25 protein-coding genes are annotated in these 23,803 nt (G+C 70.9%); 3 read left to right on the top strand and 22 right to left on the bottom strand.

Going from position 1 to position 23,803, the window contains the following annotated elements; genetic code table 11:
* Positions 1 to 197: 197 nt before the first annotated feature.
* Both VNM44_RS00125 and VNM44_RS00120 read right to left on the bottom strand, forming a co-directional pair.
* A complete protein-coding gene (locus tag VNM44_RS00125; protein WP_325621281.1) occupies positions 198 to 842 on the bottom strand; it encodes a DUF4386 domain-containing protein in 645 nt (214 codons plus the stop codon).
* Between the two features lie 164 nt (positions 843 to 1,006).
* Positions 1,007 to 1,264, bottom strand: coding sequence for a hypothetical protein (locus VNM44_RS00120; RefSeq protein WP_325621279.1), 258 nt, complete (start codon positions 1,262 to 1,264; stop codon positions 1,007 to 1,009).
* A 202-nt stretch (positions 1,265 to 1,466) separates the two neighbouring features.
* On the opposite strand from VNM44_RS00120, the gene VNM44_RS00115 reads away from it, so the two are divergent.
* The gene (locus tag VNM44_RS00115) at positions 1,467 to 1,619 is read left to right on the top strand and encodes a hypothetical protein (protein WP_325621276.1); all 153 of its coding nucleotides are present in this window, start codon (positions 1,467 to 1,469) and stop codon (positions 1,617 to 1,619) included.
* Between the two features lie 519 nt (positions 1,620 to 2,138).
* On the opposite strand, the gene VNM44_RS00110 is transcribed toward VNM44_RS00115, so the two are convergent.
* The 16 genes from VNM44_RS00110 to VNM44_RS00035 all read right to left on the bottom strand — a co-directional run bounded on the left by VNM44_RS00110 (position 2,139) and on the right by VNM44_RS00035 (position 18,176).
* Complete coding sequence (locus VNM44_RS00110) at positions 2,139 to 3,416, bottom strand: hypothetical protein (RefSeq protein ID WP_325621274.1); 1,278 nt, start codon at positions 3,414 to 3,416, stop codon at positions 2,139 to 2,141.
* A gap of 103 nt (positions 3,417 to 3,519) precedes the next feature.
* Positions 3,520 to 4,257 carry an SDR family oxidoreductase gene (locus VNM44_RS00105; RefSeq protein WP_325621272.1) on the bottom strand — a complete coding sequence of 246 codons (738 nt, stop codon included), beginning with the start codon at positions 4,255 to 4,257 and terminating at the stop codon, positions 3,520 to 3,522.
* A 3-nt stretch (positions 4,258 to 4,260) separates the two neighbouring features.
* A complete protein-coding gene (locus VNM44_RS00100; protein WP_325621270.1) occupies positions 4,261 to 4,998 on the bottom strand; it encodes an SDR family NAD(P)-dependent oxidoreductase in 738 nt (245 codons plus the stop codon).
* Positions 4,995 to 5,429 carry a MaoC family dehydratase gene (locus VNM44_RS00095; RefSeq protein ID WP_325621269.1) on the bottom strand — a complete coding sequence of 145 codons (435 nt, stop codon included), beginning with the start codon at positions 5,427 to 5,429 and terminating at the stop codon, positions 4,995 to 4,997. The genes VNM44_RS00100 and VNM44_RS00095 overlap by 4 nt, the downstream gene beginning before the upstream one ends.
* A complete protein-coding gene (locus VNM44_RS00090; protein ID WP_325621267.1) occupies positions 5,426 to 6,481 on the bottom strand; it encodes a 3-oxoacyl-ACP synthase in 1,056 nt (351 codons plus the stop codon). Before VNM44_RS00090 ends, VNM44_RS00095 begins: the two co-directional genes overlap by 4 nt.
* Complete coding sequence (locus VNM44_RS00085; RefSeq protein ID WP_325621264.1) at positions 6,478 to 7,101, bottom strand: TetR/AcrR family transcriptional regulator; 624 nt, start codon at positions 7,099 to 7,101, stop codon at positions 6,478 to 6,480. Before VNM44_RS00085 ends, VNM44_RS00090 begins: the two co-directional genes overlap by 4 nt.
* On the bottom strand, positions 7,098 to 8,585 hold the full coding sequence (locus tag VNM44_RS00080; RefSeq protein WP_325621262.1) for a long-chain fatty acid--CoA ligase: 1,488 nt from the start codon (positions 8,583 to 8,585) through the stop codon (positions 7,098 to 7,100). The genes VNM44_RS00085 and VNM44_RS00080 overlap by 4 nt, the downstream gene beginning before the upstream one ends.
* A complete protein-coding gene (locus tag VNM44_RS00075) occupies positions 8,582 to 9,364 on the bottom strand; it encodes an alpha/beta hydrolase (protein ID WP_325621260.1) in 783 nt (260 codons plus the stop codon). The genes VNM44_RS00080 and VNM44_RS00075 overlap by 4 nt, the downstream gene beginning before the upstream one ends.
* Entirely contained in the window at positions 9,361 to 10,419 is a 1,059-nt protein-coding gene (locus VNM44_RS00070; RefSeq protein ID WP_325621258.1) for a branched-chain amino acid ABC transporter permease, read from the bottom strand. Before VNM44_RS00070 ends, VNM44_RS00075 begins: the two co-directional genes overlap by 4 nt.
* Positions 10,416 to 11,297 (bottom strand): branched-chain amino acid ABC transporter permease, encoded by an 882-nt coding sequence (locus tag VNM44_RS00065; protein ID WP_325621256.1) that lies wholly within the window; start codon positions 11,295 to 11,297, stop codon positions 10,416 to 10,418. The genes VNM44_RS00070 and VNM44_RS00065 overlap by 4 nt, the downstream gene beginning before the upstream one ends.
* Positions 11,294 to 12,022, bottom strand: a complete 729-nt coding sequence (locus VNM44_RS00060; protein WP_325621254.1) for an ABC transporter ATP-binding protein — start codon at positions 12,020 to 12,022, stop codon at positions 11,294 to 11,296. Before VNM44_RS00060 ends, VNM44_RS00065 begins: the two co-directional genes overlap by 4 nt.
* Positions 12,019 to 12,783, bottom strand: a complete 765-nt coding sequence (locus VNM44_RS00055; RefSeq protein WP_414652945.1) for an ABC transporter ATP-binding protein — start codon at positions 12,781 to 12,783, stop codon at positions 12,019 to 12,021. The genes VNM44_RS00060 and VNM44_RS00055 overlap by 4 nt, the downstream gene beginning before the upstream one ends.
* Positions 12,784 to 12,806: 23 nt before the next feature.
* Entirely contained in the window at positions 12,807 to 14,000 is a 1,194-nt protein-coding gene (locus VNM44_RS00050) for a substrate-binding domain-containing protein (protein ID WP_325621250.1), read from the bottom strand.
* Between the two features lie 166 nt (positions 14,001 to 14,166).
* Positions 14,167 to 15,672 carry a hypothetical protein gene (locus tag VNM44_RS00045; RefSeq protein ID WP_325621248.1) on the bottom strand — a complete coding sequence of 502 codons (1,506 nt, stop codon included), beginning with the start codon at positions 15,670 to 15,672 and terminating at the stop codon, positions 14,167 to 14,169.
* Positions 15,669 to 16,928, bottom strand: coding sequence for a glutamate--tRNA ligase (gltX, locus tag VNM44_RS00040; protein WP_325621246.1), 1,260 nt, complete (start codon positions 16,926 to 16,928; stop codon positions 15,669 to 15,671). The genes VNM44_RS00045 and gltX overlap by 4 nt, the downstream gene beginning before the upstream one ends.
* Before the next feature lie 15 nt (positions 16,929 to 16,943).
* Complete coding sequence (locus VNM44_RS00035; protein ID WP_325621282.1) at positions 16,944 to 18,176, bottom strand: MFS transporter; 1,233 nt, start codon at positions 18,174 to 18,176, stop codon at positions 16,944 to 16,946.
* A 365-nt stretch (positions 18,177 to 18,541) separates the two neighbouring features.
* Here VNM44_RS00035 and VNM44_RS00030 point away from each other — a divergent pair, with 365 nt between their 5' ends.
* Positions 18,542 to 19,393, top strand: coding sequence for a deoxyribonuclease IV (locus tag VNM44_RS00030; protein ID WP_325621244.1), 852 nt, complete (start codon positions 18,542 to 18,544; stop codon positions 19,391 to 19,393).
* 22 nt (positions 19,394 to 19,415) lie between these two features.
* On the opposite strand, the gene VNM44_RS00025 is transcribed toward VNM44_RS00030, so the two are convergent.
* Positions 19,416 to 19,829, bottom strand: coding sequence for a hypothetical protein (locus tag VNM44_RS00025; protein WP_325621241.1), 414 nt, complete (start codon positions 19,827 to 19,829; stop codon positions 19,416 to 19,418).
* A gap of 156 nt (positions 19,830 to 19,985) precedes the next feature.
* Between VNM44_RS00025 and cax the strand changes: the two genes are divergently transcribed.
* Entirely contained in the window at positions 19,986 to 21,089 is a 1,104-nt protein-coding gene (cax, locus tag VNM44_RS00020) for a calcium/proton exchanger (protein WP_325621239.1), read from the top strand.
* Here cax and VNM44_RS00015 read toward each other — a convergent pair.
* From VNM44_RS00015 to VNM44_RS00005, 3 genes are all read right to left on the bottom strand, one after another.
* Positions 21,026 to 22,369, bottom strand: a complete 1,344-nt coding sequence (locus VNM44_RS00015; protein ID WP_325621236.1) for a serine hydrolase domain-containing protein — start codon at positions 22,367 to 22,369, stop codon at positions 21,026 to 21,028. The two genes, cax and VNM44_RS00015, sit on opposite strands and share 64 nt — an antisense overlap.
* Complete coding sequence (locus VNM44_RS00010; protein ID WP_325621234.1) at positions 22,356 to 23,399, bottom strand: GntG family PLP-dependent aldolase; 1,044 nt, start codon at positions 23,397 to 23,399, stop codon at positions 22,356 to 22,358. Before VNM44_RS00010 ends, VNM44_RS00015 begins: the two co-directional genes overlap by 14 nt.
* A gap of 32 nt (positions 23,400 to 23,431) precedes the next feature.
* The coding region (locus VNM44_RS00005; RefSeq protein WP_325621232.1) for a hypothetical protein at positions 23,432 to 23,803 on the bottom strand (372 nt) is incomplete at its 5' end.

The following is a 23,803-nucleotide window of genomic DNA, read 5'->3' as shown; positions in this document are numbered from 1 at the left end:
CCGCTGCTTCTCTCGATCGACGCGTGGCTGCTGATCATCGCCGCCGTCTATGCGCTGCGCTAGCGCGCTCGCGCCGAGCTCTTTCCCTCCCACCGCCATGCCGCCCCTCCCCAAGGGTGATTCTGCGTAGCAGTATCACCCGGGCGACGCCATGATGCAAAGTCCCGAGCGTCCGGGCCTCCCCCGACCGAGGCCGACTACACGCGCCCCTCGCTCGCGAGGATCGGGGAATCGCGCCTGAACCCCCAGACGGCGCAGTAGATGCCGAGGAACGCCTCCCAGATGATCTCCGGGATGACGAGGAGGTTCACCGCGCCGGTTTGATCCCACCAGTCGAACAGGACGCCGAAGTTCCCGAACAGGAGGAGCGGCCCGCCGATCAGTCCGAACCACGCCATCCGGCGCGGAACGAGCCCTGACTTGTACATGAGGTAGCCGAGGATCAGGCCGTTCCCCCACGGGACGATGAGGCCGGGGCCGAGCAGGAACGTCCAGTCCTTGAGCGCAGCCAGCGCGAAGGCCGCGTCGCGCGCCCCCGGAAGGTCATGGCGCAGGCCGACGACGCCGAGTACGAAGACGATCCCGGCCGCGATGAAGACGCACTCGATGATTCGCGCGGCGACGTAGCCAATGGCGAGCGCCTCGTTCTGACGCCGCGCGATCGGGTAGAGGACGACGCCCGTTCCGACGTTCGAGATGATGAGCAGGAGCTCCAGGAAGGCTCCCAGATAGATCTGGTCGTCCTTCCCGTCACCCCCGATGTACCCGACTGGATCGTCGAGAACGGGCTGGAAGAGCGCGAGCGCAGCGATCGACGTGATGAACGTGATGATGAACAGCACGCCGAATATCCGAGCGTGCCTCTGATCGTCGTGCATTCCGCCCTTTCGGTCGACCCCGCGAAACGAATGTGAGGCGCGACCCTACAGCGGAGCCCAGACGAGCTCCACTTCGTCACGCACCGGCTGCATGCGCTCGGCGTCGAGCGCGTGCAGCCGGCGAACCGTCAGCGCTTCGCGCGGGACGCCTTCTGCGGTGCGTTCTGAGAACTGCGCGTGACCTCCGAGACACAGTCCGGGGCGCCCGACTTGAGGATGACGACCTCGCACGAGGGTGCCGGTGCCTTCTCGAGGGCCGGAAGTGCGACGAACCAGACGGTCGCCGCGGCAAGGCCGAGGACGAGCACGAGGAGCGCGAGCACGCTGCCCATCCCACGCCCCTTGCGGTTGCTCGAGTCGGCGCTCGCCAGAATGTCCTCGGGCAAGCCGTACGCCAATGTGGGTGAAAGCCGGGCGGGCTGCCGCATGCCCATGGTGTTCCTCCGCAGTCGTGGTTGTCTGGTGCTACTGAGGCGGTCGGCCACAGCGCGGGGTCGCAAGACCCTCCGACGAGGGATCGCGTCGCGTGCGCATCCGCACGTGGGTGCGGGTCGTATTCCAGGAAGGACAGCGACAAAGGAGGCAGCAATGCCGCCCATCGAACAGCACACGAGGGCCCACCGAGCCGGATCGGGCCATGGACGCTCGATCGCGATCGCGGTCGCAATCGCAGGCGTCGTCGTCGTCGGCGTCGTCTTGCTCGTTCTCTACGGAGGCGGCGGCTCGTCCACGGGCTACTAGAGGAGGCGCGGGCGCGCACCAGGGTCACGGCAAGCCGGGGGGAGCCTGTCGGAACCGAGTTGTGTGGTGCGCCGGCCCGCGCTCCGCGCCTATCTTCGAAGATCTCATCGACTTGTGCAAACGGGAACCGTCGCGGCCGGCGAGGGCCTCGCCGAGCGGGATTCCGGCGGGGGGCGGCACGGGGATCCCGCTCGGGGGCCAGGTGGCCGGGGGCGCTGCCACAGGAGGGATATGGGCGCTCGCCTGCCAGGCCGTTCCGTACCCCACCCGATCTCAGTTGAAACATCACGCTCGTAGCGGGTTGCGCCGACGGGTGGACGGGGTCAGGCTTCGTCTGCCGGTCCTGCCTCGACCGACGGCACGGAGGGTGGGGCCGGCCCCTCCCCCGGACGGCCGCCCTCCGGCGCGTCGAAGGACGACTTGGAGCTCGCGACCGAGGAGCAGATGGCGCAGGCCTATCCGGAGTTCGCGCTGGGGGCGGTGCCCCCCGCTCGGCGGAGCGCGTGCGGCAAGCGGAGCTCACCCGCCGAAGCTCGGGTCGAGCCTCCCCGACGGAGTGAGGCGCGCCACGGCGAACATCCCCGTGCCGCTCGCACCGGCGACCACGATCCTGCCGTCGGGCTGAACGACGAGGTCGTACAGCTGGTCACGTCCAGAGGCGGCAAGACTGAAGACCGTCGTTCCTCGATTGCCGAAGCTACGGTCGAGAGCTCCGCGCGCGGTGTACCGGGCGACGACGGCATCGGTGTTGTCAGGGTCTCGGCCGGCTCCCCGATGCCATCCGGCGACGAGGATCTTGCCGTCGCGCTGGATCGCGACCGTCTCGAGCACTGCCTCGATCCCTCGCACGCGGCCTTTGGTGCCGAAGCCCGGGTCGGGACGACCGTCGGGAAGGTAGCGGGCAAGGGCGGCTCCGGCCGCATCGTCCCAGAAGCCCGCCGCGACGATTCTCCCGTCGGGCTGGATGGCTCCGTCCATGGCACGCGCATACGTCTGCCCGAACTCGGTTTCGACGACCCCGACTCTGCCGAAGCTGCGATCCAGGCGACCCGAGGTGGTGAAGCGGGCCAGTGCGAAGTGGGCGAGGTCGCACATTCCGCACTCAGTGGCCGTCCCGATGACGACGAGCCTCTGGTCGGGCTGAACGAGAACGGCGGTCGGATAATCGGTTGCCGGACGGACCTTGTCCGAGCCGAAGTCTGCGGTGGCGCTGCCGCGGAGCCCGAACCGTCGGTCGAGTCTCCCGTTCGCCGCGTAACGCGCGATGCGGAACCGGTCAGCTGCCTCGCCCGCAACGACGATCGCCCCGTCGCGCTGCACCGCGAGCGTCCACGCGAAGCCGTTCACCGCCTGCCCCCGCGCGCCGAAGGTCCGATCGAGACGCCCGTCGCGCGTCAGGCGGACGAGCGTCGGGCCGCCGGCGAGGATCTTCCCGCCTGCCACAACGGCCAGACCGACATGCATCCCGGCCGAGCGGACCGGCACGAGCACCTTGCCTCGGTCCCCGAACCCGGTATCGAGTCGTCCGTCACGCTCGTAGCGGACGACCGCGAGGTCCGCCTGTCCGCCTCCCGCCGCAACGATCTTGCCCTCCTGCTGGACGGCGACCACCCAGGCGCGGAGCTCGTGCGGGCGAACGTCGGTCAGGACGATGCCCGGATGCCGCGCGCCGGACGATCCGGTCGCGCTCGCCCGCGGCTCGGCACCTACGGTCCATGCGACGGTGACCGTGATCGCGGCGACCACACAGGTGACGAGGAAAGCCCTGACGTGCCACTGTCGGGATGCGGACAGCATCGAATCCGAGGCTCCGAAGCACAGGCTCGCACGCGGCATTCCTTTTCACGTCCGAGCCGACGCGGATCCAGCGCCCGGATATCTACCGACACCTCGCCGTGCGTCAGCGAGCGGTCCAGCCGCCGTCCATCACGAGCGGGGCGCCCGTGAAGAGCGCTCCACCCGGCCCGAGCAGGTACGCGACGGCGTCGGCGACCTCGGACGGCTCGAGCAGCCGCTTCAAGGCCTGCGGCGCCAGGAGCACGTCCTCCAGCACTCGCTCCTCGGGGACGCCGTGCGTGCGTGACTGGTCGGCGATCTGCTGCTCGACGAGCGCCGTCCGCACATAGCCGGGGCAGACCGCGCTCGCACGGATGCCGACCGGCGCGCCCTCGAGCGCGAGCGTCTTGACGAGACCGAGGACGCCGTGCTTCGCCGACACGTAGCCGGCCTTGTAGGGGGAGGCGACGAGCCCGTGCACGGACGCGACGACGACGATCCGGCCGTCGCCCGAGGCACGGAGTGCCGGCCACGCATAGCGGGCGAGCAGGAATGGGCTCGTCAGGAGCAGCGCGACGAGCGCGTCCCAGCGGTCCTCGTCGAACTCCTCCACCGGCGAGACGTGCTGGAAGCCCGCGTTCGGGATGACGGCGTCGAGGCCGCCGAACCGCTCGAGTGCCGCGTCGACGGCCTTGCTGTTCCCCTCCCGCGTCGTCAGATCCGCCGCGAACGGCTCGCCCGGCCCGTCGGCCTCGGTCTCGAGATCGACGGAGAGCACCTGCCAGCCGTCGGCGACGAGCCGCTCGGCGATCGCGCGGCCGATCCCGCTCGCGGCTCCCGTGACGAGCGCGGCCCGGCTCACGTGCTAGGGGCCGCCGCTGACGTAGATCACCTGGCCGGTGACGTACGCCGCGTCGTCCGAGCAGAGGAACGCGATCACCCCGGCGACGTCCTCTGGCTGCCCGACCCGGCGGAGCGGGATCTGCTCCGCCGCCGTCGCCTGGAAGTCATCGAACGACATGCCGATCCGCTCGGCGGTCTGCTGCGTCATCGCCGTCGCGATGAACCCCGGCGCGACGCAGTTGGCGCGCACGCCGAAGCGGCCGAGCTCGATCGCGAGCGTCTTCGTCAGGCCCTGGAGCCCGGCCTTGGCCGCCGAGTAGTTGGCCTGGCCGCGGTTGCCGAGCGCGGACACCGAGGAGACGAGCACCATCGAGCCGCTTCCCTGCTGCGTCATCACGGCCTGGGCGGCCTGCGCCGCGAGGAAGGTGCCGCGGAGGTGCGTCGCGATGACGGCCTCCCAGTCGTCGTCGGTCATCTTGTGGATCAGGTTGTCGCGGATGATCCCCGCGCAGGTGACGAGCACGTCCAGGCGGCCACTCTCGGCGGCCGCGGCGACGGCCGCCTCGACGTCGGCGCGCGACGTGACGTCGCAGCGCACGGCACGACCGCCGATCCGCTCGGCCGTCTCCGTCGCCGCCGCCTCGTCGAAGTCCGCGACGACGACCTGCGCGCCCTCGGACGCGAGCCGCGCGGCGGTCGCGGCGCCGATTCCCTTCGCGCCGCCCGTCACGAGCACCGTCTGGCCCTCGAAGCGCCTCATCGGATCATCCTCAGGACGAGCTCGGCGACGCAGACGGGCTTGTCGCCGCCCTCCCGCTCCACCGTCGCGAGGACGACGCCCTGGTCGCCGCCGGCCACCTCGTCGACCGACTGCACCTCGAAGCGCGCGCGGATGCGCGAGCCCGAAGGGACGGGAGCCGGAAACCTCACCTTGTTGACGCCGTAGTTGACGCCCATCCGGTAGCCGGTGAGGCCCAGCACGGAGGTCATCAGCGGGACGCAGAGCGAGAGCGTGAGAAAGCCGTGGGCGATCGTCGTCCCGAAGGGCCCCTCTGCCGCGCGCACCGGGTCGGTGTGGATCCACTGGGGGTCGTTCGTCGCCCGGGCGAACTCGTCGATCCGCGCCTGGTCGACCTCGAACCACTCGGTCGGGCCGAGCTCCTTGCCGAGCAACTCCTCGAATGCGCTCATCCGTTCCGCTTCTCCTCGGTCGTCTGGTCGGCGTCGCCCGACGCGGCACCCCAGCGTACGGTGCTCGCGGCCCACGTGTACCCGGTACCGGCCGCGAGCAGCAGGACGAGGTCGCCGTCGGCAACCTTGCCGCCCCGCACGGCGCGGTCGAGCGCGAGCAGCGGGTCGACGCCGCTCATGTGGCCGGTGTCGTCGAGGTACGCCGCCCGCTCGAGCGGAAGACCGAGAGCGGCGACGATCGCCTCGTGCATCGAGCGCTTCATGTGGATCCCGCAGAGGTACGAGACCTCTGCGAGCGTTGCGCCACTACGGGCGAGCGCTCCCTCGGCGGCGGCGACGAAGTTCGGCAGCGAGACCTCGTCGAGGCCGCCCTTCATCTGCGCGGGGTCGGCGACGTCGAGGTAGTGGCGCCCGCGGTCGACGGTCTCGTGCGAGGCAGGCTCGACGCTGCCTCCGGCCGGGACCTTCACCTGGAGCGAGAACGACCCGTCGGTGATCGCGTGGCTGCCGAGCAGGAGATTGCGTCCGACGTCGGCCTCGAGCAGCCCCGCCACGGCGCCGTCACCGAAGTTGAACATGAACCGCGACCGCTCGTTGCCGTAGTCGAGAAGGTACGACTCTCGGCAGGCGGCGACGACCAGGACGTTCCGGAGCTCCGGCTCGGCGGTCAGGAGCGCGCGCGCGAGGCGCAGCGCCACCGGGGTCCCCATCGAGACGTTGTCGTACTCGATCGCGTACGCGTTCGAGCAGCCGAGCCGGTGCGCGATCCACGGAGCGGCCTGCCAGACCGGGTAGTCCTTCCACGTCGAGCCGTAGTAGAGGACCGCGCCGACCGAGGCCGGGTCGACGCCGTGCTCCTCGAGGAGCCGGTCCCCCGCCGCCACGGCCATGTCGGAGACGTGCTCGTCCTCCGCCGCGATGTGCTTCCCACGCAGGCCGAACTTCTCGACGACCACGTGCTCCGGGATGCCGCTCGCCGCACCGACCTCCGCCGCCGTCATCCAGCGCTCGGGGAGATAGTGGGCTGTCCCGCTGAGCCCGACTCGGCTCATGGGCTCCCGGTCCGGGAGCCCAGAGCGCGGGTGATGATGCGGCCGAGCTCCTCGAGGACGTCGGCGGGGAGCTCCGTGCGACCGTTCCAGAGGATCCAGCGCATGCCGACGAGCTCGCCGATGCCCATCAGCGCCCAGGCCAGGAGCTCGGGATCGCCGTCGGCGATCTCGCCGGCCTCCATCGCCTGACGGAGTCCGGCGACGTAGCCGCTCGTGAGCCGCTCGTAGTGGAGGTGGAGCATCTCGGGCGAGACGAACTCGGCCTGCCGGATGATCCGGTAGAGCGCCGGGTGCTCGGCGACGAAGCGGAAGTAGCCCGCGAACCCGAGCCGCTCCATCTCGGCGCGGGTCGTGCCCTGCGACGCGGCCTCGGTCATCGCCTGGCGCACACGATGGTTGAGATCGACGACGAGCTCGTCGAAGACGTCCTTCTTGCTCGCGAAGTAGAGGTAGAAGGTGCCCTGCCCGACCCCGGCCGCCTCGGTGATCTTCACGATGGAGGCGTCGTGGTAGCCGAGCTCGGCGAACACCGCCTCGGCGGCCTCGAGCAGGCGGCGGCGCGTGCGCTCGCCCCGCTTCGACAGCGGACGGCCGTCGGCGCTCGTCACGGTGTCGCTCACCGGGACACCTCCGTCGCGCCCGCGCGCAGCTCGTCCTTCAGCACCTTCCCCATCGAGGAGCGCGGCAGCGCATCGACGAAGGCGAACGTCTTCGGCACCTTGAAGCGCGCGAGGCGGTCGCGGCAGAGCCTCTGAAGCTCTTCCGTGCCGACGTTCGAGCCCTCGCGGAGGACGACGAAGGCAGCGCACGCCTCGCCCCACCGCTCGTCCGGCACGCCCACCACGGCAGCCTCGAGCACGGCGGGATGCGCGTGCAGGACGTCCTCGATCTCCGCGGGGTACACGTTCTCGCCGCCCGAGATCACCATGTCCTTGATCCTCCCGGCGATGCGGTAGAAGCCCTCTGCGTCGCGCTCGGCCACGTCGCCGGTGAGGAGCCATCCGTCGGCGAACGCCGCCTCGGTCGCCTCCGCGTTACGCCAGTAGCCCGCGAAGACGTTCGGGCCGCGCACCACCAGCTCGCCCGTGCCGGTGCCCTCGACGAGCGCGCCGGTGTCGGCGTCACGCAGCGCGACGTCGACGTGCGGATACGGCTTGCCGGCGAAGCCGAGCTTTCGCGTCGCCTCCTCGGGCGGCAGGCAGAGGACGTTCGGCGCCGCCTCCGTGAGCCCGTAGCCCTGGACGATCTCGATTCCGCGGGCGATCCACGTCTCGAGCAGCGCCTCCGGCATCGGCGCGCCCCCGACGACCGCGAGCCGCAGGCTCGACAGGTCGGCGACGGCGAAGCCTGGCTCGTGTGCGAGGAAGAGGTACGTCGCGGGGACGCCCATCATCGTCGTCACCCCGTGCTCGGCAATCAGGTCGAGGGCCCGCGCGGCGTCGAACGCCGGCTCGAGCACGACCGTGGCGCCCTTCCACCAGGCGAGGAGCGGCTGGACGTTCCAGCCGCCGACGTGGAATTGCGGCAGTACCTGGAGGACGACGTCGCCGTCGCGGAGGCTCGTCGTGCGGTCGAAGGAGAGGTTCGTCCAGAAGCAGTTCGCGTGCGAGAGCAGCGCACCCTTCGGCTTCCCGGTCGTCCCCGACGTGTAGACGAGAAGGAGCGGATCGTGGTCGCGAGCCACGTCCTCGACCTCGCCGTCCGCCTCGAGCGTCGGGTCGCCGATCCGGGCGATCTCCACTTTCGTGCCCGCTTTCCGTGCGAGCTCCGCGTAGTCGTCCGAGGCGAGCAGGAGCGACGGTTCGGCGTCCTCGAGCTGGTACGCGACCTCGGCGCTCGCGAGCCGCCACGAGATGGGCTGCAGCGCGACGCCGAGCCGCGCACAGGCGAAGAACGTGGCGACGTGGTCGGGAGAGGTCGTCGTCAGCGTCGCGAGACGGTCGCCGCGGCGGAGGCCCCGCGCCGCGAGACCGGCCGCGAGCCGAGTCGCGCGTGAGTCGAGCTCTGCGTAGGTCAGGTCCTGTCCGAGAAACCGGATCGCGACGCGCTGGGGCGTCGTCCGCGCCCGGTCGGCGAGCCAGCGGCCCAGCGTGAGCTCGTTCACGCCATCTCCTCGAGAAACGCCGTCAACGAGGTCACGAATCGCTCGGGCTCCTCCCAGAAGAAGAGGTGTCCCGTGCCCGGGAACGGATCGAGGCGCGCTGCCGGCACGAGCTCGGCGAGAAGGTCGCCGTTTCGGGGATCGACGACGGCGTCCTCGCCGCCGTGCTGAACGAGGGTCGGCGCCCGAAGACCGCCGAGCCGGTCGTACGAGTCGAACGTCATGCCCGCTGCGGCCTGCGCGGCCCACGCAACGGGGCTCTGGGCGGTCGCGAGCCGGTGGGTCATGATCCGGTCGACGAGCTCGGGCCGCGCGGCCACGGTCTTTGGCGCGAGGGCGTTCTCGACGAAGCGGCGCAGCGCGACAGCGGGCTCGAGCGTCCCCGCCTCGGCCATCAGCGCCACCGTCTGCTGCGGCATCGGATGCGCCTTCGGCCCGCCGGGCGTCGTACACGCGAGGACGAGCCGGTCGACGCGCTCCGGATGCGCGAGCGCGAGCTCCTGCGCGACCATCCCGCCGAGGCTCGTCCCGACGACGTGCGCCCGCTCGACTCCCGCCTCGTCGAGCACCTGGACGGCGTCTTCGGCCATCTCGCGGGCCGTGTACGGGCCGGGCGGCGAGTCGCTTTCGCCGATGCCGCGATTGTCGAACAGGATTACGTCGAAACGCTCGGCGAGGTCGGGCAGGACGGGCTCCCAGCCCCAGCGCGCGTAGCCGAGACCGTGGATCAGGAGCAGCGGCGCGCCGCTCCCGTGCCGCTCCCAGCCAATCCGGACGCTCAAGCCGCGGCCTCCTCGGGCAGCGGCTCACGCCGCGTGCGAATGCCGCGTAGCCGCGCAGGCAGGCTCGCGAGCCCTCCGGGCACGAAGAACACGAGCAGGATGAAGAGCGACCCGAGGAGGAAGAGGGGCTCGGAGAGCGGCACGCGCAGCACGTCCGGGAGATCCTGCACTCGCGTCGACCCCGCTAGCGCGCCGAGGCGCTGGTCGAGCAGCGTGTAGAGGAACCCGCCGATCATCGCCCCGTAGCGCGTACCGGCGCCGCCGAGCACGACCATCACGAGCAGCGCGAGCGTGAAGTTCGCGGTCGTCACCTCGGGGGTCGCTCCGCCGATCAGGAGTAGCCACACGATCCCCCCGAGCACAGCGAGGAACGCCGCGACGACGAACGCGATCAGCTTGAACCAGTAGGGATTGAGCCCGATCACCTCGACGCGCGGCTCGTTCTCGCGCACGGCGCGCAGCACGTGGCCCGCCGACGACCCGACGAGAAACCGCACGACGACGAAGACGAGCACCGCGTAACCCAGGGCGAGCCAGTAGAGGTTCTTCGTGTTGAGCACGCCCACGAACGCGTCCGGGATCTCGTCGTAGTTGAGTCCCGTCCCCTCCTCGCCGCCCGTCCATCCGTACGGGTTCTTCTGGACGAGCACGTTTCCGGCCTGCGCGAACGCGAGCGTCACCATCGCGAACGCGATCCCGCCCACCCGGAGGCTCACGGCGCCGAGCACGAACGGCAGCGCGATCCCGACCGCGACGACGAAGGCAAGCGTCGGCCAGAGACCCCACTCCCAGCGGGTGAGCGCGATCGCGGTCACGTAGACGCCGACCGCCACGTAGAGGGCGTGGCCGAACGAGAGCAGGCCCGTGAAACCGAAGAGGAGGTCGTACGTGAGCGCGATCCCCGCGAAGAGCAGGCACAGCGCGAGCACCTGCAGCGTTCCCGGGCTGTCGAGCGGCCCGTTCAGGACGACGGGGATGTCGAGCGACAGCTTCGGCACGATCGCGAGGAGCAGGAGCACGACGACCGGGACGACGATGCTTGCCGAGCGTCTCAATGCGCCACCTTCGGGGCCAGGCCGGCCGGCCGGACGAGGAGCACGGCGGCGAGCAGCAGCACGACCGCGAGGTCGCCGGTGCCGCTCGAGGCGTAGTAGTTCGCGTACTGCTGGATCAGGCCGACCGCGACCGCGGCGACCGCCGAGCCGCCGATCGACCCGAAGCCGCCGATCACGACGACGATGAACGCGAAGATCAGGAGCGACGTGCCGCGGCCGGGGTCGACGACGCCGAAGTAGACCCCCGAGAGGACGCCCGCGAGCGCGGCGAGGGCGCCGCCGAGCGCGAACACGATCGTGAACGCTCGCCGCACGTCGATCCCGAGCGCCGCCACCATCGCGCGGTTCTCCACGCCCGCGCGGATGACGAGGCCGAACCGCGTGTAGCGCAGAAAAGCGGTCAGCCCGACGAGCACCGCCACAGCGACGCCGATCTCGACGAAGCGGTCGTTCGGGATGCTCGCGCCGAAGACGGTGGTCGTGTCGATCATCCACGCGGGAACCGGGAACACCTTGGGGTCGGCGCCCCAGATGCCCTGCACGAGCGCACCGATCGCGAGCGCCAGGCCGACGGTGACGAGCACCTGCTCCACCGGGCGGCGGTACAGGGGCCGGATCAGCACGAGCTCGATCAGGCCGGCGACGACGGCTCCCGCGACGATGCCGAGGAGCCCGCCGAGCAGCAGCCGCTGCCAAGCGCTGCCGCCGATCTGGTCGCCGAACCACCAGGCTGCGTACGCGCCGACGGTGATCAGCGCACCGTGGGCGAAGTTCAGGACGCCCATCAGACCGTAGATGAGCGACAGCCCCGAGGCGACGAGGAAATACATCGCGCCCAGGCCCAGCCCGGTGATGGTCAGGAGGACGAACGTGCTCAATGCCCGCCTCCGTGGACGCCGAGCAGGCGACGGACGTGCTCGGGGTCGGCGAGCAGCTCCGCCGCCGGCCCGGAGTGGACGACCCGGCCGGCGTCGAGCACGACCACGTCTCGCGCGAGACGCTGGACGACGGACAGGTTCTGCTCGACGAGCACGATCGTCGTCAGCTCCGCCGCACGCTCGAGCGCCGAGGCGACCTCGGTGACGAGCAGCGGCGCAAGGCCCTTCGTCGGCTCGTCGACGAGCAGGAGCCGGTTGCGGTTGAGCAGCGCCCGCGCGATCGCGACCATCTGCTGCTGGCCGCCGGAAAGCGTGCCGGCGCGCTGGCCCGCGCGCTGGCGGAGCTCGGGGAAGAGGTCGTGGACGAGTTCGTAGCGCGGCTCGCCGTCCCGCTCGGCGAGGCGGAGGTTCTCCTCGACCGTCAACCCTGCGAAGACGTCACGGTCCTCGGGCACGTAGCCGACGCCGCGGCGGACCACCGCGTGGGTCGGAAGCCGGCTCACGTCCTCGCCTTCGATCGTCACCGTCCCGCGCGACCGCGGCACGAGGCCCATCAGCGCTCGCATCGTCGTCGTCTTGCCGACGCCGTTGCGCCCGAGCACGGCCGTCACGCCGTCGGCTGGGACGTCGAAGGAGATCCCTTGCAGCACGTGAGACTCGCCGAGGTACACGTGGAGGTCGGAGACGGACAGCGCCGTCGCGGTCGCCGTCGGCGCCGTGGTCACAGCGGCTCTCCCAGATACGCGGTCTGGACGGTCTCGTCGGCCATCACACGTTCGGGGGTGTCGAAGGCGAGCAGCGATCCGTGGTGCATGACGGCGATCCTCTGCGCGAGGCCGACGACGACCTCCATCCGGTGCTCGACCATCAGCACCGTCCTGCCCTCCTCCTCGTGCACCGAGCGGATCACCTCGACGAGCCCGTCGACGTCCTCCACCGAGACACCCGCCATCGGCTCGTCGAGGAGGATCACGCGCGGGTCGGCCGCGAGGAGCATCGCGATCTCGAGCTTTCGCTTGTCCCCGTGCGAGAGCATCCCGGCCGGCCAGAGCGCGCGATCGGCGAGCCCGACGCGCTCGAGGGCGGTGGATGCCCGGTCGAGCGCGGGCGCGAACCGCGCCGCACGCCGGACAATGCTGAGCGAGCCGCCGATCCGCGCCTCGGCGGCGAGCCGGACGTTCTCACCGACCGGCAGGAGCGGGAACACGCTCGAGACCTGGAACGTGCGGCCCAGACCTGCCTGCGTCCGCCGGTGGGGCGGCTGGTGGGTGACGTCCTCCCCGTCGAGCTCGACGGTGCCGGTCGTCGGGCGGATGGTGCCCGAGAGCAGGTTGAAGAGCGTCGTCTTCCCCGCCCCGTTCGGGCCGATGATGCCGACGAGCTCGCCCTCGGCGACCTCGAGCGAGACATCGGCGACGATACGTGCGCCGCCGATGTCGAGCCCGAGGTCGCGAGTGGCGAGGATCGGGGCCTGCGTGGACACGATCCCGTCGGCTGGAGGGCGTTCCGCTACTTCTTCTCCGGCGGAGCCGTGTACTTCGCCCGCAGGGACTTGACGACGGTCGTCTTGTACGTGTCGCCGTTCTGGACGAGCTTGACCTGGAACATCGGCTGCAGCATCGCGTGGTCGGACGCGCGGATCGTCTGCTGGCCCTTCGGCCCCGTGAAGCTCCAGCCCTCGAGCGCCGAGATCATCTTGTCGACGTCGTCCGGGGAGCCCTTCGTCAGCGCCCGCACGATCATCTGCCCGGCGACGAAGCCGTCCGGCGTGAAGAGGTCGGGCACCTGGCCGCGCTTCCGCATCGACTTGACGAGGAAGTCGTTCACCTTGTTCTTCGGCGCGTTCGAGACGTAGTGCGAGAGGAACGAGATCTTGCTCGCGACCGGCCCGAAGGTCGGGTAGGTCGCGCGCTCGGCGAGTCCCGTGACGACCTTGTCGACCGATCCGAACACGCCCTGCTGCTCGAGGGCACGCCACATCGCGGGCGCCGTCGTCCCGGCCCATGCGACGAACAGCAGATCGGTCTTCTGCTGCTTGACCTGCTGGGCGAACGGCGTGAAGTCCTGCGCCGAGAGCGGCACGAGGATGCGGTTCACCTTCTGGCCGCCGAGGTTGCCCATCACCTGCTGGACGGCGAGGACGTTGCCCAGGCCGAACGCCGAGTCCTGCGCGAACACGGTCACGTTCTTGCCGCCGCCGCCGCCGAGGAACGAGCTCGCGGCGAGGACGTCCTGGTACGACTGACGGCCGGAGCGGAACGTGTACTTGTTGATCCCCGTGACCGCGTCCGTGGCCGCCGGGCCGGAGATGAAGAGCACCTTGTTCTGGTCGGCGAGTGGCGCCATCTGGAGCGCGACCCCCGACGAGACGCTGCCGGCGAGAATCTTGTAGCCCTTTCCGATCAGGTCCTTCCCGGCCGCGACGGCCTTCACCGGGTCGGTGGCGTCGTCGACGACGGTGAGCTCGATCTTGCGGCCGTTGACCGCGTTGGTGCCCTTCGTCGCGTACGCCAGGCCGTACCGCAGCCCCTGGATGTACTCGGCGCCGTACGCGGCGAGGAGCCCCGTCCGCGAGTAGACGATGCCGACCTTGATCGGCGCGTTGGCGCTCGGCGCCGCGTCCGCGACCCGCGCCGTCGCCCCGATCCCTGCGAGAACCGCGATGCCCGTGATGAGCGCCGCAAGCATGTGCCACCGCTTCATGTGCCCTCCGTTGGACGTGTCCGGGCTCAAACCTGAGACCCGATTCAGGTGTCTTATAGCGGCCGACGACGACGGAGGCAAGACTGCAGACCATGTCTTTACGACTCCGAACGCCGGACCCCACCTCTGAGACGACCGGCAGCGCGTCCGGTTTGACGGCGAGGCGTCAGGCGGGCGCGCCGAGCTCGGCGACGAGCGGTTCCGTGTCGAGCGGGCCGAAGCCGATCCGCTCCGCGATCTCCTCCGTCGTCGGCCGCGTCCCCTCGCGGAAGAGGTCGCGCAGGCGCGCGCCCGTCTCGGGCCGGCGCCACCAGTCGACCCCCACCTCGCGGCGCAGGTGCGCGCGCAGCTGCGCCGCGCGGATCCAGGCGCGCAGGTAGTCGGCGGAGTAGAAGCCGGCATCCATGTCGGCGAGGTGGTTCGCGGCGGGGTAGCGGATCCCGGTCGCCGCCGTCAGCCGCTCCTCGTACCCGTCCGGCGTCCCGCCGTCCGACGGGAAGCGCGTCCAGAAGTCGAGCTCGTACCCGAGCTTCGCGGAGTAGCGGCGGAAGAGCAGTGCGTTCGTGAAGCGCGCGGCGTCGGCGTTCTCGCGGGCGTCCCCCTCCGCCAGGCCGAAGTGCTCTGCGTGCCAACCCGGCTCCTGGGCGATCGAGTCGAGCAGGAACGAGTAGATCTCGGTGAGCGCGTGGTCGCGCGAGAGCCGGCGGAACGCCAGCGGCAGCGACGGCTCACAGCCGGCGTAGTGGAGCGCATGCCCGGCCTCGTGCAAGAACGCCTCGTAGTCGTGGAGACCGCCCTGCGCACGGGTGATGAGGTGGACGACGCGCGGCGGGTCGGATGCGATCACACAGGCGCGTGGCGACTTCTGGGGCCGATCCTCGAGGTCCGGCCTGATGCCCTTCTCGGCGGCGAGGTCGAAGCCGAGGGCACGCAGCGTCTCGACGCAGACGGCCACGCTCCGCTCCTTCGTGTACGTCGCCTCGAGAGGCGACAGGCGGCGGATCCACGCCATGTGGGCGTGAGCGGGCGTCGCGTCGCGGTCGGGTCCGAGCAGGCGCTCGAGCCAGCGCTCGCGCTGCGGCGTGAACGCCGGCGTGCTCTCGACGCGCGCGCGGTCGACCGCGCCCAGCACGGGCCGCAGCTTGATGCCCTTCTCCACCTCGTTGCGCGCGACGGGCTCCGCGATCCCGGTCACGTCCGACTCGAGCGAGTGGCGCTCCCGGAGCAGGGCTCGCCGCTCGTCGTTGAACGACGACGAGGTGTCGAGCACCACGGCACCGAGCGCGTCGCGGTCGGCATAGGCCGGCTCGACGGCGAGCCGCGCCTGGGCCGACCGGAGGGACAGCTCCTCGCCCTTCCAGGCGACTCGCGCGGCGAGCAACGCGTTCTCGAGGGCGTCCTCGCGCTCGACGATCTCGCGTTCGACGATCCCCTCCTGGCACGTGATCCGTAGTCGCGCGACCGCTTCCTGCTCGGCGCCGTCCCTCGCGCCCTCCGTCTCGCGCAGCACCTCGAGCTGCTCCCGGGTGAAGAGATCGGCGTAGCGGGCGACGATCGCGGCCTGCTCGGACGTCTCCTTCTCCCCGACCCTGACGGCGCGGGCTTCCTCCGAGCGCTCCTGGAGGAAGACGTCGAGGCGCTGCTCGAAGGCGCGGGCATCGAGCGCGGTCATGCGGTGAGCTCCGCACCGCGGCGCAGGCGCTCGAGGGAGGTCTCACGTCCGAGCAGCTCGAGCGACTCGTAGAGGCCCGGCGAGACGCGCGACCCGGTCACGGCCACGCGGATCGGCGCGAACACGGTGCGGGGCTTCTCGCCGAGATCCTCGCACAGGCGCTTGAGCGCGACCTCCAGCTCGGCGGCCGTCCAGTCGTCGACGGCTGCGAGCGCCTGTGCCGCGGCCTCCAGGATCCGCCGGTCGAGCAGCGACGGGTCGGGCGCGACGTCCTCGAACAGGAACCGGGTGAAGTCCGCGATCTCACCGAGCCTCGCGACCTTCTCCTGCACGAGCGGCGCCATCGCGCGAACTCGGTCCTCCGGCCAGTCGACGCCGCGTTCGCCGAGGTACTTCACGACCTCGTCCGCGTACGCGTCGGGCGCGAGCGCGCGGAGGTAGACCCCGTTCATCCAATCGAGCTTCGCATGGTCGAACGTCCCCGGGCTTGCGCTCACTGCCTCGAGCGTGAAGCGCTCGACGATCTCGTCGCGGGTCATGATCGTGGTCTCGCCGTCGGGCGCCCAGCCGATCAGCGCGAGGAAGTTGACGAGCGCGTCGGGCAGATAGCCGGCCTCGTGAAACTCGTCGACCGAGACGGCGCCGTGGCGCTTCGAGAGCTTCTTCCCGTCGGTGCCGAGGATGCTCGCGACGTGCGCGTAGACGGGCGGCTCGTGACCCAGCGCGTGGAGGATCTGGATCTGCTTCGGCGTGTTCGAGATGTGGTCGTCGCCGCGGATGACGTGGGTGATCGCGTCGTCCATGTCTTCCACCGGCGAGGCGAAATTGTAGGTCGGGCGGCCGTCGGAGCGGACCAGAACGACGTCCTCGAGCTGCTCGTTCGGAAACTCGATGCGGCCGCGCACCGCGTCATCCCACCCGGTGACGCCCTCCTCGGGCATCCGGAACCGGATCGCGCCCTCGTCCTCGTAGGCCGCCCCTTCTTCGACGAGGCGGGCGGCGAGCTCGCGGCTGCGCTCGATCGCGTCGAGCTGGAACGTCACCGGCCCGTCCCAGTCGATGCCCAGCCAGGTGAGCGAGCGCTGGATCTGCTCGGTTGCCTCCTGTACTTCGCGGCTCGTGTCGGTGTTCTCGATCCGGAGCATGCAGGCACCGTCACGGCCGCGGGCGAAGAGCCAGTTGAAGAGGAACGTGTGGACGCCGCCGATGTGGAGGAGCCCGGTCGGTGACGGCGCCATGCGGACGCGGACGGTCATGGCCGGGGATCGTAGTCAGGCCGGGCTCGGGGCCGGCAGCGGCTCATCGCGGCGAATCGCCCAGACCGATGGGAGCACGAGGATCGCAGCCCAGGAGGTCCACATCACCACCAGGCAGATCCAGAGCGTCTCGGTGAGGCCGATCGCATCGGCCAGCGGACCGACGAGCGCCATCCCGAGGGGCATCAGCACGAAGGAGCCGAGAGTGTCGTACGAGGCGACCCGCGACTGCGCCCGCTCGGGCACCTGCCGCTGGAAGGTCGTGAACCAGAGCGTGAGGTGCACGGCGATGCCGATCCCGCCCATGAAAGCCGCCCCGGCGATCACCCAGGTCGGGGCGCCGAGTGCGAGGCTGAGCGTCTGCAGTGAGATCAGCGTCGCCGCCAGGACGCAGGCCACGAGCGGACGCCGCGGCCGGACTCGCATCGCGAGGACGCCGCCGAGGATGGCTCCGAGGCCGCCGGCGGTGAGAATCGTCGCCCACGGCCCGGCTCCACCGAGGCGGTCGTCGGCGATCGCCGGCCCGAGGACGATCCAGCCGGCGAAGGCCAGGTTGCCGATCCCGAAGAACACGACGGACGCCCAGAGCCACGTCCGCGACGTGAACTCCTGCCACCCCTCGCGGAGCTCGGCCGCGAAGCCGGGCGTCTTGGTCTCCTCTCGCGGCGCGACGCGGATGCGGCGCAGCAGCTCCGCGCAGACGAGGAAGCTGGCCGCGTCGACGGCGAGCGCGATCCCCGGGCTCCCGGCGACGACGATCGCGCCGCCCGCGGCCGGGCCCAGGACGCCGACGATGTTCCGCGTAAGGCCCTGGAGCGCATTCGCCTGCTGGAGCCTGTCCGGGCTGACGGTCTGCGGGACGAGCCCGACCTCCGCCGGGAGCACGAGGCCGAGCCCGATGCCGTAGACCGCCTGCAGGAGGACGATCGCCCACACGCCGCCGACCCCTGCGAGCACGCACGCGGCCGTCGCCGCCTGCGCTGCTCCCTGCACGAGCGAGGCACCGACGAGGACGAGGTTGCGCGGCAGACGGTCCGAGAGAACGCCGCCGGCGACGACGACGAGCGCCTGGACACCTTGACGGACCGCGAACACGATGCCGAGCGCGGTCGCGGAGGCGATGTCGAGGACGGCGAACGCGAGGGCGATACTGGCGAGGCGGTCGCCGACCGTCGTGATCATCGTCCCGGCGAAGAGCAGACGGAAGTCGCGCTCGCGCAGGGCGCCAAGGCGCTCGCTCAGCGGCATCGCCACGCGGGGAGGGTAGTCGCGGCCCCTTGCGCCATGTCCAGCGTGGAGGGTTGACGCAGATCCGCCTCAGAGACCGTTCTCCGTCAAGGGCAAACGCGTGCCGAGTTTGCACCGGTTGTTCCACACCTCGCCGCCGCCTGCAGACACCCGCCGTCGTGCGGGCTCAGCTCCCTCAGGTCGCGGTCGTCCACAACCACCCGTGTCCGGGGAGGACCCGTCTCCCCGAGGATGCGTCGCCCGATCGTCTCGCGAATGCCGCCAAGGGGTCTCAGAGACCGGTTCTCGTCAAGCGCAAACCGTGCCGACTCCGTTTCGATCGCTCCACCGGCGAAGCGCCCGCGGCCGCGGGGTAGCGTGCACGCGTGCTCTACGGCGCCCACGTCTCGTCGGCCGGCGGAATCTCGAAGGCGATCGACCGGGCGGAGGAGCTCCGGTGCCAAGCCGTGCAGGTCTTCACGCAGAGCCCCCGGATGTGGAAGCCGACGGCGCACACGGAGGAGCAAACCGAGCGATTCCGCGCACGGCGGGCGGACGCAGGCATCGAGTCGGTCGTCTGCCACGCGCTCTACCTCGTCAACCTCGCAAGCCCCGACCGGGAGATTCATGCGAAGTCCGTCGCCGCCATGCGCGCCACCCTCGAGACGGCGGCCGCGATCGACGCCGACGGGGTCGTCTTCCACGTCGGCTCCCATCTCGGGGCGGGTCTCGAGGAGGGCCTCGCGCTCGTCGTCCCGGCTCTCCGCGGGCTCCTGGAGCTGACGAACGACCGCCTCTGGCTCGTGTTGGAGAACTCCGCCGGCGCAGGAGGGACGATCGGACGTTCGGTGGAGGAGCTGGCGACGATCGTCGACCGGCTCGACCGGCATCCGCGCCTCGGCGTGTGCCTCGATTCGTGCCACTGGTGGGTGTCCGGCGTCCACGTCACGGACCGTGTGGCGCTCGACTCCGCAGTCGGCGAGCTCGACGAGCGCATCGGCCTCGACCGGCTGCGCTGTCTCCACGTGAACGACGCGGAAGTGGGCCTCGGCTCGAACCGCGACCGCCACACGACGCTCGGGAAGGGGACGATCGGGAAGGGCATGGCGACGTTTCTCGGCCACCCGGCCTTCCAGGGGCTCCCCGCGATCCTCGAGACACCCGACGCCGACGGGTCCTACGCCGACGAGCTGCGCCTCCTCCGGCGGCTCCACAAGAAGGGCCTGGCTGCCGCCTGAACAGGCGTCCAGACAGTCGCGCTCAGTCGACCGTCGCGAAGATCCGGAAGCTCGGCCGCTCGAGCGGCAACTCGAAGAACTCCGGGTTCCGGCACCCGAGCTCGTCGACGCGATGGAGGTAGCACGACGAGATGTCCGAGTGACACATCGGGAGCGGCGCGCGGCTCGCCTTCACCGCGCCGAAGCCCTCACGACGGCCTTCCAGCTCCCCCAGGAGATCGAGGTCGATCTCGACGTCGAAGACCTTCTGGAGGCAACCCATGTACGTGTGTCCCCAGGCTTCGTATGCGTAGACGAAGGGACAGCTCCGGGCGATGCACGCGCCGGGATAGACGACCCGGTCGCAGTGCACCTCGCAGCGACGGCATTCGAGCTCGTCCTGGGGCCGAAGCGGGATCTGCGCAGGCGCCTCGGTCAGGGGAGCGACGTCACTCATGACCGGATGGTGGCAAGGTCACGCCCACCCGCGCAAGACTTGACGCCGAGGCCCGAAACGGGTAGCGCCCGGAGCGGCTCCGCGATCCGAGCGTCGAACCAAAGCGCACGGCACCGTCCGTGACCGTCATCGACGACTGACTAGGGTTCCCCCGCCGTGGTCCGCCGCGCCCTCTTCACCGGCCTGTTGCTCGGGCCGCTCACGATCGTCGTCCATTACGCCCTCGACCTCGACGAGACGGTCGAGTTCGTGCTCGCGGCCCTTTCGCTCGTCCCCCTGGCGTGGCTCATCGGCGAGGCGACCGAGCACGCCGCCGAGCGCACGGGCCCGGGGATCGGCGGCTTTCTCAACGCGACGTTCGGGAACGCTCCCGAGCTGATCATCGCGCTCATCGCGGTGCACGAGGGCCTGACCGAGGTCGTGCGCGGCTCGCTCACCGGCTCGGTGGTGGGGAACCTCTTGCTCGTGCTCGGCTTCTCGCTCGTTGCAGGGCCGCGCGACGAGCTCGACCGCCTCTCGAGCTTCCTCTCGTTCGGCGCGATCGCCGTCGCGGTGCTGCTCTTCCTCATCCCGTCGGTGCCGTCCTGGGACGGCGACCCCGACCGGCACCTCATCGTTCAGCTCTCGGTTCCGGTCTCGATCGTGCTCCTCCTCGTCTACGTCGTGGTGACGCTCTTTTCCCTCCGCCGCCACCGCGAGCTGCACGTCGCAAGCGACCAGGAGGTCGAGGCCTGGACGCTCCAGAGAGCCCTGGTCGTCCTCGGCGCGGCCACGGTCGTGACGGCGCTCGTGGCCGAGATCCTCGTCGGCTCGCTCGAGGCGTTCGCCGAGAAGTTCGGGCTCACGGACTTCTTCGTCGCGGCGGTGATCGTCGCGATCGTCGGGAACGCGGCCGAGCACGGAGGCGCGGTCGTCGTCGCCCGGCGGGGAAAGGTCAAGCTCGCTGCAGAGATCGCGCTGGCGTCGGCGGCGCAGGTCGCCGTCTTCCTGATCCCCGCTGTTGCCCTGCTCTCGTGGTTCATCGAGCCGCTGGCGCTCGGGTTCCGGGAAGTGGAGATCGCAGCCCTCGCCTTCGGCCTCGTCGTGGCAGCGGCCACCATCTGGGGTGGGCACGCGTCGAAGGCGCGCGGCGCGGTGCTCCTCGTCGCCTACGCGGCAATCGTCGTGGCGTTCTACGCGGCCGGCGACCGCGAGGATCACTCCGACGCGTCTCGGGCGAACGCGGCCGGCGCTCTCGTCAGCGGATACGTCGCCACGTAGAGCTTCACGGGCGCGCCGTCGCCGTCCCGCGTGACCCGAAGCAGCTCGCCCAGCTCGCGGCCCTCGACGATGCGCCACCGGTCGTCGGCCTCGCGCGTCAGCCACGAGACGTTCCGCCCTGTCGGGCCGTCGACGAGCTCGAGCCGTAGCCGATCGCTCTGCCAGGCAAGCACGAGCTCGTTCCCCTCCGACCACCAGCGGCCGAGCAGCGGCTCGACGTCGGCGGGCGGGCCCTCGTCGGGGCGCCAGAGGCCGGGCGTGCGCTCGATCTCCTCAAAGACGGCCTCGGCGAGGTCGAGCGCGAGCTGCTCCGGCCGCGCACCGGCGCCCGTGTTGCAGAGCACGGCGGCGCCGGTGCGCTCGGGGCGGTGGACGCAGAACGCCGCGAGGAAGCCCGGCATCGCGCCGTCGTGGCCGACGTAGACGCGCTCCCCGCGCCGGTAGAGCCCGAGACCGAGTCCCCAGCCGAGCGACCACTTCGCCTGGTCGACCATCGACTGCGTGCGCGCCATCTCGTCGAGCGTCTCGACGGCGAGCACGCCGTCGCGACCGGTCGCGAGGAAGTCGGCCCAGCGCGCGAGGTCGTCGACCGTCGACCACAACCAGCCCATCGCAGCGATCGGTCCGCGCGCCGGAAGCTCCGCCTCGACGGTGACACGGTCGGAGTACGGATCGACGAAGTAGCCGGTTGCGCGCGGGCCGGGCGGATCGAATCCCGTGCGCCCCAGATCGAGCGGCTCGAGCAACCGCGTGCGGAGCGCCGCCTCGTAGTCACCGTCGCTGCGGCGGGCGACGATCTCGCCGAGCAGCCCGAATGCGAGGTTCGAGTAGTGCCACGACTCGCCGGGGCGAAGGACTCGCTCGGCGTCCTCGAGGCCGGCGAGCAGCTCCTCACGCGTCGGCGGCTCGAGCGTCTCCCAGATGTCGCCGGGCGGCTCGCGCTGGAAGCCGCTCAGGTGCGAGAGGGCGTCCCGCACCGTCGCTCCCGACGGGATCTCGGGGACATGAGTGCGTAGTGGGTCATCGAGGTCGACCACCATCGCGTCGCGCAGCTGGAGGATCGCGACCGCCGTGAACGTCTTCGTGATGGAGCCGATCCGGTAGACGTGCTGGGGCGTCGCCGGCTCGGAGCGGGCGACGTCCGCCGAACCGAGCGCCGAGCGCCAGACAACCTCGCCGTCGCGGAAGACCGCCGCGCAGAGCGACGGCATGCGCTGCTCGGCCTGGGCCGTCGCGGCGATCCGGTCGAGCCGCTCGACGAGCCGATCAGACGGCGACACGCGCTCCGAGCGCCTCTGGCGCCAGGGCGATCGCGCGGTCGATCGCGTCGTCGTCGACGTCGAGGTGCGTCACCGCCCGGATCACGCTCGGGTGGATCGTCGACGACAGTCCCACGCCGGCCTCGCGCAACCGCGCGAGAGCCTCGTCGCGGCCGAGACCGAGCGCACCGACGCCGAGCTGGACGAAGTTCGTCTCCACCTGGTCGAGGTCGACGGGCAGCCCGGCCGCATGCCAGCCCTCGGCGAGGCGGCGGGCACGGGCGTGGTCGTCCGACAGCCGGTCGACATGGTGGTCGAGGGCGTAGACGCCTGCCGCCGCGACGATTCCCGCCTGGCGCATCGCGCCGCCGAAGAGGTGCTTCTCGCGCCACGCGCGCTCGATCGTCTCTGCGGAGCCGGCGAGGAGCGCACCGAGGGGGCAACCGAGGCCCTTCGAGAGGCAGAGTGTGACCGTGTCGAAGTGCCGCCCGATCGCCGACGGCGCGGTTCGCGTCGCCACGGCGGCGTTGAGCAGACGCGCGCCGTCGAGATGGGCGCGGAGCCCCCATTCTCGCGCAGCCGCGGTGACCGCCTCGATCTCCTCGAGTGGCCAGCAGCGCCCGCCCGACGAGTTGTGCGTGTTCTCGAGCGCGAGCACAGACGCTCGCTGGTCGGCCGACTTCGTGCTCGGCTCGACCGCGGCTGCGAGCGCGTCGACACCAAAGCGACCGTGGCGTCCCGTGATCGCCTCGACCATCAGGCCGGCGTGCGCGGCCGGCCCGCCGTACTCGTAGATCACGACGTGTGCGTGACGCTCGGCGACGAGCACGTCACCGGGACGCGAATGGAGCTTGAGCGCGATCTGGTTCGCGAGTGTCGCGGTCGGCAGGAAGAGGGCGGCCTCTTGCCCGAGCAACTCGGCGGCCCGCTCCTGCAGCGCATTGACGCTCGGATCCTCGCGGCGCTGCTCGTCACCGACGGCGGCGGCGGCGATCGCCGCGCGCATGCCCTCGGTCGGCCGGGTCGCGGTGTCGGAGCGAAGGTCGATCACGGCCGCCACCCTATCGGGCCGGCAGCCGCCGCCTACGCGGTCGAGCCGCGTGCCTGGAGCAGCGCCTCTCCGTCCGCCGTCGCGCGGATCCCCACCTCGAGCTCATACGTGCTCGTCACCTCGGCGGCCACCCCGCGCGCGGCCTCGTTGCGGGCGTTGGACGCGGTCACGCGGCTTCGCTCGAGCGCGTCCAGGGACTCCCAGAGGGTCAACGTGATCGCGTGGTTGCCGTCCCGCTCGACGAGGAAGAGCGCATCGACGAATCCGTCCAGCTCCCGGACGCGGTCGATCGCGGGCTCGAACGCGCCGATCGACTCCGACGCGCGTGCTTCGTCGAGCTCGTACGCGGTGACACGGGCGAACATCGGGACCTCCTTGTGGGGTGTGGGGGTCGGGACGTGTCC

The sequence above is a fragment of the Gaiella sp. genome (assembly GCF_035558935.1).
GTDB lineage: Bacteria > Actinomycetota > Thermoleophilia > Gaiellales > Gaiellaceae > Gaiella.
The sequence above is the reverse complement of the archived record's forward strand: the minus strand, read 5'-3'. Positions and strand labels throughout refer to the sequence as shown.

Bases quoted from the DNA above. Each gene is read 5' to 3' on its own strand.
- VNM44_RS00050 (WP_325621250.1), bottom strand. From the start codon at position 14,000: ATGAAGCGGTGGCACATGCTTGCGGCGCTCATCACGGGCATCGCGGTT.
- VNM44_RS00095 (WP_325621269.1), bottom strand. From the start codon at position 5,429: ATGAGCGCATTCGAGGAGTTGCTCGGCAAGGAGCTCGGCCCGACCGAG.
- VNM44_RS00025 (WP_325621241.1), bottom strand. From the start codon at position 19,829: ATGAGTGACGTCGCTCCCCTGACCGAGGCGCCTGCGCAGATCCCGCTT.
- VNM44_RS00110 (WP_325621274.1), bottom strand. From the start codon at position 3,416: ATGCTGTCCGCATCCCGACAGTGGCACGTCAGGGCTTTCCTCGTCACC.
- VNM44_RS00100 (WP_325621270.1), bottom strand. From the start codon at position 4,998: ATGAGGCGCTTCGAGGGCCAGACGGTGCTCGTGACGGGCGGCGCGAAG.
- VNM44_RS00090 (WP_325621267.1), bottom strand. From the start codon at position 6,481: ATGAGCCGAGTCGGGCTCAGCGGGACAGCCCACTATCTCCCCGAGCGC.
- VNM44_RS00035 (WP_325621282.1), bottom strand. From the start codon at position 18,176: ATGCCGCTGAGCGAGCGCCTTGGCGCCCTGCGCGAGCGCGACTTCCGT.
- gltX (WP_325621246.1), bottom strand. From the start codon at position 16,928: ATGACCGTCCGCGTCCGCATGGCGCCGTCACCGACCGGGCTCCTCCAC.
- VNM44_RS00045 (WP_325621248.1), bottom strand. From the start codon at position 15,672: ATGACCGCGCTCGATGCCCGCGCCTTCGAGCAGCGCCTCGACGTCTTC.
- VNM44_RS00115 (WP_325621276.1), top strand. From the start codon at position 1,467: ATGCCGCCCATCGAACAGCACACGAGGGCCCACCGAGCCGGATCGGGC.